Source organism: Micromonospora sp. R311, from assembly GCF_056780015.1.
The window spans coordinates 15,301-30,470 of sequence record NZ_JBSWCE010000026.1; the positions used below are offsets into that span (position 1 = coordinate 15,301).

Annotated in this window: 17 protein-coding genes and 1 pseudogene; 8 read left to right on the forward strand and 10 right to left on the reverse strand. The window is 71.4% G+C overall.

Translation table 11 applies throughout. From position 1 onward, the window contains the following. Positions 1-30: 30 nt before the first annotated feature. The 9 genes and pseudogenes from AC1WTP_RS21920 to AC1WTP_RS21960 form a co-directional block, all read right to left on the reverse strand. Positions 31-292: pseudogene (locus AC1WTP_RS21920) on the reverse strand (response regulator); the annotation flags it as partial. Positions 293-661: 369 nt separating this feature from the next. Further along, entirely contained in the window at positions 662-1,102 is a 441-nt protein-coding gene (locus AC1WTP_RS21925) for a ribosomal maturation YjgA family protein (protein WP_481651138.1), read from the reverse strand. Positions 1,103-1,281: 179 nt separating this feature from the next. Further along, complete coding sequence (locus tag AC1WTP_RS21930; protein ID WP_481651139.1) at positions 1,282-1,740, reverse strand: hypothetical protein; 459 nt, start codon at positions 1,738-1,740, stop codon at positions 1,282-1,284. Positions 1,741-1,854: 114 nt separating this feature from the next. After that, a complete protein-coding gene (locus AC1WTP_RS21935) occupies positions 1,855-2,355 on the reverse strand; it encodes a MauE/DoxX family redox-associated membrane protein (RefSeq protein WP_481651140.1) in 501 nt (166 codons plus the stop codon). 3 nt (positions 2,356-2,358) lie between these two features. Continuing rightward, the gene (locus tag AC1WTP_RS21940) at positions 2,359-2,670 is read right to left on the reverse strand and encodes a S24/S26 family peptidase (RefSeq protein ID WP_481651141.1); all 312 of its coding nucleotides are present in this window, start codon (positions 2,668-2,670) and stop codon (positions 2,359-2,361) included. Further along, positions 2,667-4,445, reverse strand: coding sequence for an ABC transporter ATP-binding protein (locus AC1WTP_RS21945; RefSeq protein WP_481651142.1), 1,779 nt, complete (start codon positions 4,443-4,445; stop codon positions 2,667-2,669). Before AC1WTP_RS21945 ends, AC1WTP_RS21940 begins: the two co-directional genes overlap by 4 nt. Before the next feature lie 2 nt (positions 4,446-4,447). After that, entirely contained in the window at positions 4,448-4,930 is a 483-nt protein-coding gene (locus tag AC1WTP_RS21950) for a hypothetical protein (protein WP_481651143.1), read from the reverse strand. Positions 4,931-4,995: 65 nt separating this feature from the next. After that, entirely contained in the window at positions 4,996-5,235 is a 240-nt protein-coding gene (locus AC1WTP_RS21955; RefSeq protein WP_481651144.1) for a hypothetical protein, read from the reverse strand. Between the two features lie 66 nt (positions 5,236-5,301). Next, entirely contained in the window at positions 5,302-8,226 is a 2,925-nt protein-coding gene (locus AC1WTP_RS21960; protein WP_481651145.1) for an AfsR/SARP family transcriptional regulator, read from the reverse strand. A 17-nt stretch (positions 8,227-8,243) separates the two neighbouring features. On the opposite strand from AC1WTP_RS21960, the gene AC1WTP_RS21965 reads away from it, so the two are divergent. Further along, positions 8,244-8,444: a hypothetical protein gene (locus AC1WTP_RS21965; RefSeq protein ID WP_481651146.1), complete on the forward strand. Its 201-nt coding sequence runs from the start codon at positions 8,244-8,246 to the stop codon at positions 8,442-8,444. A 72-nt stretch (positions 8,445-8,516) separates the two neighbouring features. Here AC1WTP_RS21965 and wrbA read toward each other — a convergent pair whose 3' ends face one another. Next, positions 8,517-9,122 carry an NAD(P)H:quinone oxidoreductase gene (gene wrbA / locus AC1WTP_RS21970; protein WP_481651147.1) on the reverse strand — a complete coding sequence of 202 codons (606 nt, stop codon included), beginning with the start codon at positions 9,120-9,122 and terminating at the stop codon, positions 8,517-8,519. 330 nt (positions 9,123-9,452) lie between these two features. Here wrbA and AC1WTP_RS21975 point away from each other — a divergent pair, with 330 nt between their 5' ends. The 7 genes from AC1WTP_RS21975 to AC1WTP_RS22005 all read left to right on the forward strand — a co-directional run bounded on the left by AC1WTP_RS21975 (position 9,453) and on the right by AC1WTP_RS22005 (position 15,145). Continuing rightward, on the forward strand, positions 9,453-10,808 hold the full coding sequence (locus AC1WTP_RS21975) for an MFS transporter (protein WP_481651148.1): 1,356 nt from the start codon (positions 9,453-9,455) through the stop codon (positions 10,806-10,808). 28 nt (positions 10,809-10,836) lie between these two features. Then, positions 10,837-11,634, forward strand: coding sequence for an N-acyl homoserine lactonase family protein (locus AC1WTP_RS21980; RefSeq protein WP_481651149.1), 798 nt, complete (start codon positions 10,837-10,839; stop codon positions 11,632-11,634). 66 nt (positions 11,635-11,700) lie between these two features. Continuing rightward, positions 11,701-12,555, forward strand: coding sequence for an SDR family NAD(P)-dependent oxidoreductase (locus AC1WTP_RS21985; protein WP_481651150.1), 855 nt, complete (start codon positions 11,701-11,703; stop codon positions 12,553-12,555). Further along, positions 12,552-13,457 carry an NAD(P)-dependent oxidoreductase gene (locus AC1WTP_RS21990; protein WP_481651151.1) on the forward strand — a complete coding sequence of 302 codons (906 nt, stop codon included), beginning with the start codon at positions 12,552-12,554 and terminating at the stop codon, positions 13,455-13,457. Before AC1WTP_RS21985 ends, AC1WTP_RS21990 begins: the two co-directional genes overlap by 4 nt. Beyond that, the gene (locus tag AC1WTP_RS21995; protein ID WP_481651152.1) at positions 13,454-13,858 is read left to right on the forward strand and encodes a cupin domain-containing protein; all 405 of its coding nucleotides are present in this window, start codon (positions 13,454-13,456) and stop codon (positions 13,856-13,858) included. The genes AC1WTP_RS21990 and AC1WTP_RS21995 overlap by 4 nt, the downstream gene beginning before the upstream one ends. A 14-nt stretch (positions 13,859-13,872) precedes the next feature. After that, a complete protein-coding gene (gene pcaC / locus AC1WTP_RS22000; RefSeq protein ID WP_481651153.1) occupies positions 13,873-14,271 on the forward strand; it encodes a 4-carboxymuconolactone decarboxylase in 399 nt (132 codons plus the stop codon). Further along, positions 14,264-15,145: an NAD(P)-dependent oxidoreductase gene (locus tag AC1WTP_RS22005; protein ID WP_481651154.1), complete on the forward strand. Its 882-nt coding sequence runs from the start codon at positions 14,264-14,266 to the stop codon at positions 15,143-15,145. Before pcaC ends, AC1WTP_RS22005 begins: the two co-directional genes overlap by 8 nt. The last annotated feature ends 25 nt before the right edge of the window (positions 15,146-15,170 follow it).

Consider the following 15,170-nt stretch of genomic DNA (forward strand, 5'->3'; position numbering starts at 1 on the left):
CTGCATCCTCGGGTCCTAGGTGGGGTCGGCCGGGTTGGTCAGGTGGTCGTCGGCGCCCAGCCCGAGGCCCTTCACCCGATCCCGGATACCGGCGGCAGCGGTGAGCAGGAGCACCTGGGTGCCGGCGTCGGACCCGGCGAGGCTCCGGAAACACCTCGTCACCCGTGTGACCCGGCATGTCCCGGTCCAGCACGGCCACGTCGTACGGTTAACGCCGATCGTGCCAGTGCTCCGTCGCCGTCGTAGCAGACATCGACCGCCATCGGAGACGACTCAACCCCTCGGCGACCATGTCCGCCAACAGCCGCTCGTCGTCCGCCACCAGCACCCGCTCGCTTCCGCTCCCCGTGTTCCCATGTCTTCCGGCATACGGTCTCAAACAGGAGTTAAGGGTTCTGTAAACACCCGCGGGAGCCATCCTCCACGCCGTGGCCCCGGACAAATCCCCGCAACCCGCACCGGGCGCCGGTGCCCCCGCTGCGCGCAGAGTGGCCTCGGCGGTGACCTGTCCGGCTTCGACGTCGGCGATACCTCGGCTCACGAGGATGGGTCGGCGCCGCTGTCGAGAGCGGCGCGGTAGCAGCCCAGTCGGGGTCGCTCGCAGTAAGGCCGAGGGCCGGCTTCCCCTGCTGGGTGGCTGGAGTCAAGGCGTCCGAGCCGGTCAAGGTAGCGGTTCACGCCCGACAGTCGGGCCGCGAGCGGGCAGTTGCCGCGTGGGGCGGTCGCGGGCGCACATCAGGTGGTGCAGCACCATCAGGGGAACCACGCCGGCCGGGTACCAGGCCAGATCGACGGGGTCGAACTGCACACCCAGCGCCAGCCTCGCCGCCAGGCTCCGCGCGGCCAGCTCGGCCGGTACCCCGGTCAGCTGCGCGCACTCCACCACCCAGCAGAACACGGTGGCGACCGTCCCGGCCGGGACCGGCGCCATCCGCGGCCACAGGAACAGCACCCCGGCCCAGACCATCGACGCGTACAGCGCGGTGCCCGAGTACTGCCGCAACGCCCCGTCGTCAACGAGGCGGATCAGCAGTGCGAGGCCCAGAAACAGCAGCGCGGCCACCGGCATGAGCAGCCGCAGCGTACGGGCCGTGATCGACATTCTCGCGATGGTAGCCACCCAGCGACGGTGGGGGTGCGGCGCGAGGCCGGTGCGGCGGCTACAGCGGCACGATTCCGGCGGCCAGGTCCGCGGCGGACACCGGCGTCCTCGGCGCCCTGGCGGGGCGGTCGAGCAGTAGGCGGTCGAGGCGTCCGCCACCTCGCCGTCGAGGAGCGCCGTCAGCCGGTCCTGGTCCACCGTCGCGACGAACATCTTCGCGGCCCGCGGCCCGCGGCCCGCGGCCCGCGGCCCGCGGCCCGCGGCCGCGGCGGCGTGCCGTCGCCGGCGTCGCGGGTCGCCGCCGCCCTGACCGCGGCCACCGTCTCGGCGCCGGGGCCGACCGGCACCTGCGTGGTGCTCCCGTCGGCGTGCGCGACGACGATCCGGTCGGCTCGCGCCGAGGCGTGCCAGGCGGCGAGGTCCAGCACGCTCGGGCGGGTGCCGGCGACGAAGTGTTCCCACAGGTCGGCGGCGAGCCGGCCGAGCCGCCCGCCGTACCGGCCGACGTTGTGGCCGTACCCGGTGGTCGACAGGCTCGCCTCGATCCACATCACCTCGCCGGTGCGCACGTTGAGCACCAGCGGCGCGAGTGACCGGGCGTCGCCGCGCAGGGTGAACGGCTGCACGACCCGGGCCACGTCGAACTGCCGGCCACCCCGCTCCGGCAGCGAGAAGCCGGCGAACGCGAGAAGGGGCCTGCCACCTCGCAGCGGTCGGTTGACCTCGGGCGAATTCCGAACCGACCCGGAGGTTCACGTTCGGTTGGGCGCGCCGATCAGGTAGCGCAGTTCGTCCAGCATGACGACCAGTACGCCGGTGATCAGCGCGCCGGCGACGGCCAGTACCGCTTCGCCCGGGCGTACGGGTCCGGCCGGTGCGAGCGCGCCGGTGACGGCGCAGCCGATGAGGAACGCGTTGCGCCACATGTGGTGCCGGCCCAGCGGTGCAGCGGTGCGGCCGAAACAGCGGCAGGTGGCGCCGCCCCGCCGCAGGCTCGCGGCGACGGCGACGGTGAAGGCGAGCAGCAGGGCGGCCGAGGAGAGGAAACCGGCCAGCGGAAACACCGCCAGCAGGATGACGGCGACGAACTCGGCGGCGACCACGGCCGCGGCGAGCGGGCCGGCCGGGCGGTAGCCCATGTCACGCACCGAGCGCGTGAACTCGCGGTAGGCGGCCCGCCCGGAGACCTTGCCGACCGCCGCCGCCAGCAGCACAGTGCCGAGCAGCACCCGGCATCCGATCTCGACGTACATGTGTCATCGCCTCCCTCTGGCCACGCCGAGGATCGCCTCGCGTGGCACCGCCCCGAAGTGCCGCGAGTCCTGGCTGTGGGCGTTGTCCCCGCGCACCGTCACGGCGCCGTCAGGTTCGACCCGGTGTACGCGTTTGACCATCCACGTCAGGTCCGCGCCGGGGACGACGTCGCAGGCCCGGAAGACGACGAGGTCGCCGGTGGCCGGTGTCCGCCCGACGCGGACGACGAGCCGGTCGCCGTCGTGCAGCGTCGGCGCCATGCTGTGCCCGCGTACGACCACCAGACGCCAGCGACGGCGCAGCCAGCCGGTCATGACACCGCCAGTTGGTAGCCGTCGGCCTGGAGGCGGAACAGCCGCGCGTATTCACCGTCGGCCGCCATCAGCTCGTCGTGCGCGCCCGATTCGATGACCCGTCCGGCGGCGAGCACGACGATGCGCTGCGCGTCGCGCAGGGTGCTGAGCCGGTGGGAGATCAGTAGCCCGGTGCGGCCGTGGCGGATCCGGGCCAGCGATGCGTGCACGCGGGTCTCGGCGTCGGCGTCGAGCCCGGAACTGGGTTCGTCCAGGATGAGCAGGTCGGCGTCGGCGCGCATCAGGGACCTGGCGAGCGCGACCCGCTGCCACTGCCCGCCGGAGAGCGTCACCCCTGGCTCGCCGTCCTGATCGGTGAAGGTGCGACTGAGCATCGTGGCGTATCCGTGGGGGAGAGCGCGGAGGCGGTCGTGGATCTCGGCTCGCGCCGCGGCCCGCTCGATCTGCTCGGTCGTGTGCGGCAGCCGGCCGATGCCGACGTTCTCCGCGGCGGTGAGGTCGTAGCACATGAAGTCCTGGAACACCGCCCCCATCCGCCGGCGCAATGTCTCGACCCGCAGCTCGCGCAGGTCCACGCCGTCCCAGGTGATCCGGCCGCGGTCGGGGTCGTAGAACCGGCAGAGCAGCTTGACGAGGGTGCTCTTGCCGGCACCGTTGAGGCCGACGAGCCCGACGGCCTCGCCGGCGGTGATCGTCAGGTCGACGCCCTGGAGGATCCAGGGGCCGCCTGCGTCGTAGCGGAACCACACGTTCTCGAACCTGATCCCGGTGCGCAGCGGCGGCGCCGGCAGCGTCCCGTCGGCCAGGTCGGCGGGAGCGTCGAGAACGGCGACGTAGTGCCGGAACAGCCGCACGGCCGCGCCGACCTCACCGAGCTGACCGGCGATACCGGCCAGGCCGCTCTGTGCCGAGCCGAGCGCGGCCAGCAGGAGGGTGAGGTCGCCGAGGCTGAGCCGGCCGCGGACCGCGGCGTTCACCGCGACCACCGTCGCGGTGAGTGTCACGGCGGCACCGGCCAGCGCCCAGCAGGCCTGCACCGCCGTGGCGTGCCGCGCGGTGGTCAGCTCGATCCGGCCGGCCGCCCGCAGGGCGCCCGTGAGCCGGTCGTGGAAGAACCGGCCGAGGTGGTAGAGACGCACCTCCCGGACGGCGCGCAGGTCGGTCAGCACGGTCTGGAACAGGAAGCGGGTCCGGAACAGGCCGGCGCTGTCCTCCACCGCCCGCGCGGCTCGCCGGGACAGCCGCAGCTGGATGAGGAACTCGGGCACGGCCACGGCGAGCAGGAGCAGGCCGGCCGGCGGCCAGAGGGACGCCAGGATCACGGCGAAACCGCCGATGGTGACGACGTTCTGGGCCACGTTGACCGCGAACATGACGACCGCGTACGGCGCCTGGTCGGCGGCCTGCTGTGCCAGTGCCAACCGGTCGCGCAGTGCCGGCTGCTCGAAGGGGTTCAAGCCGAGGAAGCTGTTCAGTTTCCGGTACAGCCGTACGTCGGCGGCGATCGTGATCGCGTGCTGCAACGCCGTGGTGAAGTAGCCGGACAGGCGGTTGGCGATCGCCGCCAGGGCCGTCAGCACGGCGATCGCCACCGCGTACCAGGTCGCGGTCGACGGGCTCGCCGAGCGGCCCCTGGTGATCTCGTCGAACAGCAGCTTCGTGAACCACGCGATGCCGATCGGGGGTGCCGCGCCGACGAGGACGAGGGCGACCATGGCGGTGAGCGCCTTCGGGTCGGCGCAGCCCAGCCGCAGGGCGGCTCGCAGCGTGGCCACGCTCAGGCCAGGACCGGAAGCTGGTGGCTGGAGTCGACGACGACGCCGTCGACGACCGACAGCACGGCGGGGAACCCCTTGACCCGGAACTCCTTCTCGGCGAGCTGCTCGGAGATCGTCGCCGTGTCGAAACCGGCCAGGCGTGCGGCCATCGCCGCCGTCTCCGCCGGCGTGCCGATCATGAGGACGAGGGTGTCGTGGCGGTGGCGCTCGGCCTCGGCCGTGAGGGTGTCCAGGAGAGTCTGGCACGGTGGACAGGTCGGGGTCAGCATGACCACCGTGCGCCGGCCGGCGGTCAGGTCGGCGTGCGGGAAGCCGCTGACGTCCAGTCCCGGGGTGGGCAACACCTCGGGGACGGGCTCGCCGTCGTGGGCGTGGCCGGCCTGCGCCTCGCGCAGCCGCCGGGCGAGGGCCAGGGTCAGGACGAGGTTGAGCATGGCGACCGCGCCGATGACAGCGACGGCGGCGTAGGCGAAACCTGGCATGGGAACTCCTCGGCGTCAGGGGTGGGGGCCGCGCCGGTCGGCGCGGCCCCCGGGCGGAAGCCAGGTCAGCAGGCGCCGACCTTCTTGACGTAGCAGATCGGCCGCGACGTCGAGGTCACGCACGAGCCGTAGCAGTTGTAGTAGCCCTGCCGGTAGTAGCGGAAGTAGGAACCGCCCGAGCAGTAGCCGTTGGACGCGACGCACGAGCACGCCTGGCCGTTCTCCGGCACGCAGGCGCCGGCCTCCTCGCGGCCGAGCACCTTGCCGAGGACGGCGTCGCCGACGCGGGTGATGATCCTGGTCATGGGCAAACCTCCTGTGTGGGTGGTGCCCATCACTGTGCTGGTCGCCGCTGCGCTCGCCCTGCGCTTCTACTGCGCGCAGGCTGCGCTCCGCCAGCGCGCCAGCCGTTCGCGCAGGTCATCGACGTACGCGGCGTCGAAGTGCTCGAAGACGCGCAGCGCCTCCTCGCCCAGCACGACGGCCCGCTCGTGCCGTCCCAGGGCGGCCTGCGCCCGCGCCAGCAGGCTCAGCGAGTTCGCCAGCGGGAACGGCTGCCCGATGCCGCGCAGCATCGCCACCGAGCCTTCCAGCTCGATGACGGCCCGACCCGCGTCGCCCGCCTCGAGGTGCACCTTGCCGAGCAGTCGGCGGGAGATCGCCTCACCCCACTCGTATCGCATCTCACGGAAAGCTGGCACCGTGCGGGTCAGCAGTCGGCGCGCCGAGCCGATGTCCCCGGCGGCGAGGTGCGTCGCGGCCAGCGCCTGCTCGCCGGTGGTCACGCTCAGCCGGTCACCGAGCCGCCGAGCGGCGGCCACCGCCTGCCCCAGGTGCTCCAGGGCCTGCGGCCACCGCTCGGCGTGCCGATGCAGCAGCCCGATGCTCTCCCGCGCGAGCGCCTCGCCCCAGAGGTCGCCACCGTCCTGGAAGACCCGCAGGGCCGCGGTGAAGGCGGCGTGGGCGAACGGTGAGGTGAGCTGGTACTGCGCGTGCTGCTCGCCGAGGGTCAGCAGCACGTGTCCGCCGACCGGTCCAACCGGCCAGTGCGCGGCGCACAACCGCACCATCAGCAGCAGCGCGGCGTCCGCCTCCCGCAACCGACCGAGCGTACGACAGCACAGTGAGTAGCCGTGCAGCGCGGCGAGCCGGTGTGCCACCAGCGGCCCGCGGCTGTCCCGGTGTGCCGCGCGCAGCAGCGGCACGGCTTCGGCGTGCCGGTTCAGCATCCGGTAGGCCGTGCCCAGATGAAGCCGCAGCGACATCCGGGTCGGCCCCGGCAGGTCGGCGTGGCGGTCGAGCACCCCGCGCAGGCAGTCGACGAACTCGGGCAGGTGTTGACTGCGCATCATCGCGAAGTTGCCCATCGTGCAGGCCAACCGCCCGGCCAGGTCGACCGCGTCCAGTCCCAGGAGGTCCTGTACCGCCGCGACCAGGTTCTCCCGCTCGGCCTCGAACCAGTCGACGGCGTCCCAGGCGTCGATCGGGGACTCGGCGTCCGCCACCGGCAAGGCCTTGCAGGGCAGCGACGCGCCGGCACGTTCGGCGTACGCGTGCAGTCGTGCGTACCAGGCGATCACCCGGTGGGCGGCGACGTCGCCGCGCTCCCGGGCGTGTAGCCGGACCAGGTCGTGCATGCGTACCCTGCCGCCGGCATCGGCGGTCAGCAGGTGGGCCCGGCAGAGCTGTTCCAGCAGCGGCTCGGTGGTCTCGTCCCACATGCCGAAGCTGCGCAGCGACGTACGGCTGAGCACGGCGAGCAGCAGCGCGGCTGGCGGTGGCAACCGCTCGAGCCCGACGGCGAAGCTGCTGCGCACGTCGAGCCCATCGAGCGACAGCTCATCCAGGCGGCGCCGTTCGTCGCGCAGCCGGTCGCGCAGTCGCGCCACGGTCATCGCCTCCCGCTCGGCCAGCCGGACGCCGGCGATGCGCAACGCCAGCGGCAGCCGACCGCACAGCTCTACGACGTCGACGGCCGCCGCGGCCTCCCGGCTGATTCGCTCGGCGCCGGCGAGCGCTGCCAACAGGTCCAAGCCGTCGTCGACCGGCAGGACGTCGAGCGGGACAACCTCCGTGCCCGGCAGCCCGGGCAACGCCGCCGTGCTGGTGATGAGAGCACTGCTGCCACCGGGTGGCAGCAGCGGACGCACCTGCGCCGCGTCCGCGGCGCTGTCCAACATCACCAACATCGGCTGGTCGGCGAGCACGGATCGGTACAGCGCCGCGCGTTCCTCGACCGCCACCGGGATGACCTCACCGGCCACCCCGAGAGCGCGCAGGAAGGCGCCGAGCACCGCGCCGGGCCGCGCGGGGTCGATTGTGTTGCCACGCAGGTCCGCGTACAGGCACCCCGCGGGAAAGCGGTGGCGGCTGTCGTGCGCTGCTCGCAGCGCGAGCGTGGTCTTGCCCGTTCCCGCGAGCCCGGTCACGACGATGACCTGAGCGGCTCCGGCGGCTGGTGGCGTGCGCCCCAGCAGCGACAGCAGCAGCCCGAGCTCCTTGTCGCGTCCGACGAAGTCACCGGTGACGCCGGGGAGCTGGTTGGGCCGCACCCACGCCCGTGGGGAGGAGGTCTCCTGTTCACTGCCGAGGATCTCCCGGTGCAGCTGCCGCAGCTGCGGCCCCGGGTCGATGCCGTGCTCCTCCGCGAGTACCCGGGCCCCGGCCCGGTACACGGCGAGCGCCTCCGCCTGCCGGCCGCTGCGGTGCAGGGCCACCATGAGCTGGCCGCGCAGCCGCTCCCGCAGGGGCCGGTCACGCACCAGCGTGGTCAGCTCCGGCACGAGCTCCTGGTGCAGACCGAGTGACAGCAATGCCTCGACGCGAAGCTCCACCGCGTGCTCGCGCAGCTCGCGAAGCCGATCGCGTTCGAAGTCGACCAGCGTCGCGCCCACGTCGACGAACGCGTCGTCGCGCCAGCGCGCCAGCGCCTGGTCGAGCAGCTCCACGGCACGGCGGGCGTCGGTGGTGGCCGCGGCGACCTGCACGTCGGCGGCGAACTCCGCGGCGTCCAGGACGACCGCGGTGTTCAGCTGATAACCGGGTGACCTGGTGAGGATGAGCTCCGGCGTCGCCCTGCGCCGGACCGAGGCGACGATCGCCTGGACCCGGTTGCGGGCTCCCGCGGGCGGATCATGTGGCCAGAGGCCGTCGATCAGGCGATCGACGGAGACGATACGCCCGCAGTGGGCCGCCAGGCTCGCGACGAATGCCCGTTCCAGCGGGGCGAGCGACACAGCGACCCCGTTGACGCTCAACTCGATCCGTCCGAGGATGCCGATCCGATACCCGCGCACCGCGCAACGCTAGCGCGGTGTCCACTCTGGTCGTCCACGGCGTCGAGGAAGGCTCCGGCTCTGATCCGAAGGAGGTTTCGGCCCGACGGCGAGGGGGATGGGAGCAGAACGATGGCCGAGCGAGCCGCATCGGCTACGGCTCGCTCGGCCCGTTCGGCATCCGTCCTGACGGAGCCGCCAGCAGCGGAACCGCCGGCGTGGCCACCTCGGTGAGGTGACCAGACGCCGGGGACTGCCCGAGTTCCGGGTGACCGGAGATCGGACAGTCCCCCGGCAATCAGCGCGGCCGGTCAGGCGTTGAGCTTGCTGGCGATCTTGACGACCCGCTCGGCCATGTGGTCGAGGGCGGCGAGTTGGGCGTCGCCCAGGGGGGCGTCATTGTTTCCGCCGGTGACGTGCGAGACGCCGTACGGGTTGCCGTCGGCGAACTTCAGCGAGTCGGTGTAGCCGGGGGCGACGACCAGGCCGCCGAAGTGGTGGATCGTGTTGTAGAGCGCCAGGAGCGTTGATTCCTGGCCGCCGTGGGCGGTCATGGAGGCGGTGAAGCCGGCGTACACCTTGTTGGCCAGCAATCCCTGCGCCCACTGCGGACCGAGGGTGTCAAGGAACTGCTTGAGCTGGCTGGAGACGTTGCCGTAGCGGGTGGGGGTGCCGAAGAGCACCGCATCGGCCCAGACGATGTCGTCGGCGTTCGCCTTCGGCTCGTTCTTGGTGGCGTCGAAGTGCTGACTCCAGGCGGCGTTGGAGGCGACGGCCTCCATGGGGGCAAGTTCCGGAACCTGTCGCAGCCGTACCTCCGCGCCGGCCTGCTCGCCGGCCTCGGCGAGCCGCTTGGCCATGGCGTGGAGGGTGCCGGTGGAGGAGTAGTAGATGACGGCGAGTTTGGCCTGTGCCATCGAAGGCATCCTTTCGTCACGATAGTTGTCAGCGATACATTTGCGCTATCAACAATCACGATGCTAGCCAACCGCCACGACGGGGTCCGCACCGACCTGGCTCGACGGCCGGTGGAGGAGCGCCGGGCCGAGTACCCCGCGCGCTGGCCTGGAGCGCGAGAACGGCGGGACGCTGGCCGGGCGTGCGGGCCGGTGGGCGCCGGTCGGGTCGAGGGAAGTGCAGATCTTGCCCTGTCCGTAGGATTGTCATACAGTCCGACAAACGCGTGTGAGGTGCGTCTCTGACATGAGCACGTAACACGCCGGCGGGCGATCGATAAGGAGGCAGCCATGGTGGCGACGGTGCAGCAGAGCGAGCCGCGAAAAATGGGACAGGTAGCCCTTGCCGTCGGCATCGGCAACTTCATGGAGTGGTACGACTTCGCGGTCTACGGCTTCTTCGCGGTCGTCATCGGTCAGCTGTTCTTCGTCGGCGACGATCCGGTCGTCGCCCTCCTCGCCTCGCTCGGGGTGTTCGCCGTCGGGTTCTTCTTCCGGCCGCTCGGGGGCCTGATCCTCGGCCCGATCGGCGACCGGTACGGCCGGCGGGCCGCGCTGGCGATCTCGGTCCTGGCGATGGGCGCCGCCACGCTCGTCATCGGATTCCTCCCCACCTACTCGTCCCTCGGGATCTGGGCCCCGGTGCTCCTGGTGCTGATGCGCTGCATCCAGGGTCTGTCCGCCGGCGGTGAGTGGACCGGTTCAGCCGCCTTCCTCATCGAAGGGGCCCCCAAGGACAAGCGGGCGCGGTACGGCAGCGTCATCTCGGCGACCGCCGCGCTGGCCACCCTCACCGGCAGCATGCTGGCCCTCTTCCTCGACAGCGTCCTGACCGACGCGCAACTGGAGTCGTTCGGCTGGCGCATCCCGTTCTGGCTCGCCGCTCCGCTGGCGGTTGTGGGTCTGCTGATCCGGCTCCGACTGGACGAGACCCCGGTCTTCCACGAGCTGCAAGCGACGGCGAAGGTGGCGAAGTCCCCGCTCGCCCACGGCGCGAAGCGGAATCTCAAGGCCATCCTGCTGACCATCGCCTTCGCCGCCGTGCAGGGGCTCGGCTACTACTACCTGGCCACGTATGTGGTGAATCACCTCCAGGTGTCTTTGGAACTGCCCCGCTCCGAGGCGCTCCTGCTGGCGGGCGCGGGCCTGCTGATGTACATGTGCATGTGCCCGCTGGCGGGCTGGCTCTCCGACCGGATGGGACGGCGTCGGCTCAACATCCTCGGCACGATCGGCTACGTCCTGCTGCCGGTTCCGGTCTTCGCCATGATCGGGCTGGGCAACCCGGTGCTGACCATCTTCGGCCTGTTCCTGCTCGGCGCGGCGCAGAGCCTGGTGTCGGTGACCACGGTCGTCATGCTCGTCGAGCTGTTCCCCGCGTCCACCCGGTCGTCGAGCAGCGCGATCGGCTTCAACATCGCGCTCGCGTTCATCGCCGGGCCGGGTCCGTACATCGGCGCCTGGCTCGCTACCACCTTCTCCTCAAGCGTCGCTCCCGCGTTCTACCAGGTGACGGTTGCGCTCATCGCCCTGATCGCGGTGCTGAAGTGGCTCCCGGAGAGCTCGGACAACGACCTGTCCGCCGAGGTCGTGAACTGGGACCGGGCCAAGCGCCCGACGGAAACCGCGCCGGTTCTGGCGAGCTGAGCGGGGAGTGGATAGTCGGGAGAAGGCGATGGAGTCGGACACGTACCAGGTGCTCGTCGTGAAGTTCGGCACCCGATCGGCGCGCAAGAGCGAGGTCTACCTCAACTACCCGATCTACGGGCGGGCTGACGAAGCCGTGGACATGGACTACTTCTTCTGGGTCGTCCGCAACAAGCACCGCACGGTGGTCGTCGACACCGGCTTCTCCAGAGCCGGTGGCGAGAAGCGGAGCAGGACGTTCCTCGTCGATCCTCGGCGGGCGTTCGAGGCACTCGGCATCACCGGTGATTCGCGGCCGACGGTCGTGGTGACGCACGCCCACTACGACCACATCGGCAACCTGGACTACTTCCCGCGCTCCGAGGTCGTCCTGACGGAGGCGGAACTTCGCTTCTGGACCGGCGAGATGCGGTTCCGGCGGCAGTTCGCCCACTCGGTGGAGTTCCGGGAGCTCGACGAGTTGGCCAAGGCCCGCGACGAGGGGCGGACGCGGACGTTCTCCGGCCGTCTGGAACTCGCCCCCGGGATTGAGTTGATGGAGGTGGGTGGGCACACCCCCGGCCAGTGCGTCGTGCGGGTGAACACCGCGGACGGCGCCGTCCTGCTCGCCTCGGACGCGGTTCATTACTTCGAGGAACTCGAGCGGGACCTGCCCTTCGCCTTCGTCAGTGACCTGCCAGCGATGTACGCCGGGTTCGACCGGATCAAGGAGATGGTGTCCGAGGACGCCGTCATCCTCATCCCGGGACACGACCCGAGCACGCTGGACGGCCTGACGGTGACCGGCGAGGGCGAACTGGCCGGACTGGTCGCAACGATCGGATGAGTGCGTCGTGCCAGGTGGGCGCCGGTCGAGCCGGGGCATGACGGAGAAGGGGAGGTGAGCGCGGGGATGTCCCGCTTCGATGGGAAGGTGGCGCTGGTAACCGGCGCCGGTGGCGGCCTGGGCCGGGCTTCGGCCGAGCGCCTCGCCGCGGAGGGCGCCAAAGTGGTCGTGGTCGACATCGACGGCGACTCGGCCCGGGAGCTGGCCGAGTCGCTGCCGACCGAGGCCGTCGCGGTCACCGCTGACGTATCCAGCGAGACTGACGTCGACCGCTACATGAGCGAGGCGGTGGCGGCCTTCGGCCAGGTGGACCTGTTCCACCTCAACGCGGGCATCTTCGGGCGGTTCGCCGTGCTGCCGGAGGTCACTGTCGAGGACTTCGACCGGGTGTACGCGGTGAACGTCCGCGGGCAGTTCCTCGGCGTCCGGGCCGCGTTCCGGCAGTTCCAGCACCGGCGCGCGGTCGGACACATCGTGGTCACCGCGTCCATCGCGAGTCTCGGCGGCAGCGCGGATCTGTTGGCGTACCAGACCTCTAAGCACGCCGTCGTCGGCCTGGTGCGCGGCGCGGCCCTCTACGGCGGCCCCCTCGGCGTGCGGGTCAACGCCGTGGCGCCGGGCATCGTCCCGACCGAGCTCTTCGCGGCCGGGGGCGCCACGGTCGGCGGCAAGAACGACATGGAACGCCGGGCGTCGACGACACCGCTGCGGCGGGCCGGCCGGCCGGAGGAAATCGCGTCGGTGGTGGCCTTCCTGCTCAGCGACGACGCCTCCTACATGACCGGCCAGGTCGTCTCGGCGGACGGCGGGGCGTCCCGGCTGAACACGGTCCGGCCGTCCGGCGGTGCCGGCGCGTGGGACACCGCCGCGGTCGACCGGGCGTTGTACGGCGACGACTTCACACAGGGGGGACGACAGTGACCGGACCGCGGGTGGGTTTCATCGGCCTGGGCAACATGGGCGGTCGGATGACCGGTTGCCTGATCCGGGACGGCATCGAGGTGCTCGGGTTCGACACCCGGGCCAAGAGCGTCGCGGAGGCCGGGGCGACGCCGGCCGCGTCCGCCGTCGACGTCGTCCGCAACGCCGACGTCGTCCTGCTGTCGCTGCCCAGCAGCCGGGTGGTCGAGGCAGTCATGCTCGGCGACGACGGCGTGGTGCCGGCGGCCCGGGCAGGGCAGACCATCGTCGACCTGAGCACCTCCGACCCCGCGTCCACCCGCCGCATCCACGGCCTCCTGGCCGAGCGGGGAGTTCCCTACGTCGACGCCGGCATCTCCGGTGGTGCCGCCGCCGCCGAGAAGGGCGAGCTCACCCTCATGGTGGGTGGTGAGCAGGAGGCCCTCGACCGGATCCGGCCCGTGCTCGACCACTTCGCGGCGAAGATCTTCCACCTCGGCGGCTCCGGGGCCGGGCACGCGGCGAAGCTGCTGAACAACTTCCTCAACGCGATCGCGCTGTCGGCCACCGCCGAGGTCATGGTCGCGGGCAAGAAGGCCGGCCTGGACCTGCAGGTGCTGCTGGACGTGCTCAACTCCAGCTCCGGCGTCAACTTCGCCACCCTCAACCGCTTCCCGAAGATCATCCACGGCGACTACCTCAAGGGTGGCCTCACGAACACCCTGATGCTCAAGGACGTGATGGCCTACACCGACCTCGTCGCGGGGCTCGGGGTGGCGAGCCTGCACTCGTCCGGGCCGATGGCGGCGTTCGGGCTGGCCAAGGCCCTCGGGTACGCCGAGGAGATCAGCAACACCGTCGTGGACGCGATCGGCGACGTCTCTGGCGGCATCCGCCTGCACGATCCGAAGGAGTCAGCATGAAGATCACCCGCGCCGCGGAGCAGGCCGGCACCGCCGGCAAGCCCGGCTCGCAGTTCACCGGCGACGTGTGGAACTACCTGACCATGCCGGCGACGGACGGCGTGACCATCAATACCGTGACCTTCTCGCCCTGCGCGCGCACGTACTGGCACAGCCACGAGCACGGGCAGATCCTGCAGGTCGTCGCCGGCCGCGGCCTGATCTGCACCGCCGGCGGGCAGCCCGAGGTACTCCGGGCGGGGGACACCGTCTGGGTCCCCGCCGGGGAGCGCCACTGGCACGGCGCCGCCCCGGACGCCTTCATGACCCATACCGCGATCTCGCTCGGCAGGACCGAGTGGGCCGAAGCGGTGGCCGGCGGCGAGTACCCCGCCGCCGGAACCACCTCGGCCGAACAGTGAAGGGAGCAGACAAGATGACGGCGCAGGGCACCCACGAGGAGTCCTACGAGCAGGGGCTCAAGGTGCGGCGGGAGGTCCTCGGCGCGGAACATGTCGACCGGTCCCTCGGCGGCGTGAGCGAGTTCTCGCGACCGATCCAGGAGCTCGTCACCGAGTACTGCTGGGGCGTTGTGTGGTCGAGCGACGGCTTGGAACGCAAGACCCGCAGCCTGCTCAACCTGGCGATGCTGACCGCGCTCAACCGCTCCCACGAACTGGCCGTCCACGTACGGGGCGCGGTCAACAACGGGGCGACCGAGAAGGAGATCCAGGAAACCCTCATGCAGACCGCGATCTATGTCGGAGTGCCGGCCGCGCTGGAGTCCTTCCGGGTGGCCGAACGGGTCCTGAAGGAGCTGCGCGGCGATGACTGACAACACAGTGGCCTTCATCGGCCTCGGTGCCATGGGCCTGCCGATGGCCGGGCGGCTGGTGGCGGCCGGGGTGGCGGTTCGGGGCTTCGACATCTCCGAGGCCACGCGGGCTGACTTCACCGCCGCCGGCGGGCGGGCGTTCCCGTCCCCGGACGAGGCGGTCGCCGGCAGCGACGCCGTCGTCCTCATGCTTCCCGACTCGGGCGTCGTCGAAGCCGTGGTGTCGCAGATCCGGGCGAGCCTCAAGCCCACCACCCTCGTGATCGACATGAGTTCCTCGGAACCGCTGAGCACGCGGCGGTTGGCCGACGACCTCCGCGGGCGCGAGGGCGTCGACCTCATCGATGCCCCGGTCTCCGGCGGCGTCAAGGGCGCCCGCGCGGGCACGCTCACCATCATGGTGGGCGGCGAGTCGGCCCAGGTCGACCGCGCCCGCGGCCTCCTGGCACACCTGGGCGTGGTCAAGCACGCCGGCCCGGTGGGCGCCGGTCACGCGGTCAAGGCCCTGAACAACCTCCTCTCGGCCACCCATCTCTGGGTGACCAGCGAGGCCGTCCTGGCCGGTGAGCGCTTCGGCCTCGACCCGAGCGTGCTGCTGGAGATCATCAACGGCTCCAGCGGGCGCAGTGGTTCGACCGAGAACAAGTGGCCCAACTTCATCCTGCCCGGCACGTTCGACTCCGGTTTCGCGCTGCGCCTGATGCTCAAGGACATGCGGATCGCCGCCGACCTCGCTCGGCAGGTGGGCCTGCCGAGTGTCCTCGGCGAGGCGGCGATCGAGCAGTGGGCCCGCGCCGACCAACGGCTGGGCCCGGGCGCCGACCACACCGAGGTGGCCCGCTGCATCGCCGAGCAGCCGGAACAGTCTGACTAGACTATTGTCAGACAATCGCTCGGCA

Excerpts from the sequence above, each read along its gene's own strand:
- AC1WTP_RS21985 (WP_481651150.1), top strand. The coding sequence starts at position 11,701 with ATGTCCCGCTTCGATGGGAAGGTGGCGCTGGTAACCGGCGCCGGTGGC.
- wrbA (WP_481651147.1), bottom strand. The coding sequence starts at position 9,122 with ATGGCACAGGCCAAACTCGCCGTCATCTACTACTCCTCCACCGGCACC.
- AC1WTP_RS21950 (WP_481651143.1), bottom strand. The coding sequence starts at position 4,930 with ATGCCAGGTTTCGCCTACGCCGCCGTCGCTGTCATCGGCGCGGTCGCC.
- pcaC (WP_481651153.1), top strand. The coding sequence starts at position 13,873 with ATGACGGCGCAGGGCACCCACGAGGAGTCCTACGAGCAGGGGCTCAAG.
- AC1WTP_RS21935 (WP_481651140.1), bottom strand. The coding sequence starts at position 2,355 with ATGTACGTCGAGATCGGATGCCGGGTGCTGCTCGGCACTGTGCTGCTG.
- AC1WTP_RS21925 (WP_481651138.1), bottom strand. The coding sequence starts at position 1,102 with ATGTCGATCACGGCCCGTACGCTGCGGCTGCTCATGCCGGTGGCCGCG.
- AC1WTP_RS21995 (WP_481651152.1), top strand. The coding sequence starts at position 13,454 with ATGAAGATCACCCGCGCCGCGGAGCAGGCCGGCACCGCCGGCAAGCCC.
- AC1WTP_RS21980 (WP_481651149.1), top strand. The coding sequence starts at position 10,837 with ATGGAGTCGGACACGTACCAGGTGCTCGTCGTGAAGTTCGGCACCCGA.
- AC1WTP_RS22005 (WP_481651154.1), top strand. The coding sequence starts at position 14,264 with ATGACTGACAACACAGTGGCCTTCATCGGCCTCGGTGCCATGGGCCTG.
- AC1WTP_RS21955 (WP_481651144.1), bottom strand. The coding sequence starts at position 5,235 with ATGACCAGGATCATCACCCGCGTCGGCGACGCCGTCCTCGGCAAGGTG.
- AC1WTP_RS21975 (WP_481651148.1), top strand. The coding sequence starts at position 9,453 with ATGGTGGCGACGGTGCAGCAGAGCGAGCCGCGAAAAATGGGACAGGTA.
- AC1WTP_RS21940 (WP_481651141.1), bottom strand. The coding sequence starts at position 2,670 with ATGACCGGCTGGCTGCGCCGTCGCTGGCGTCTGGTGGTCGTACGCGGG.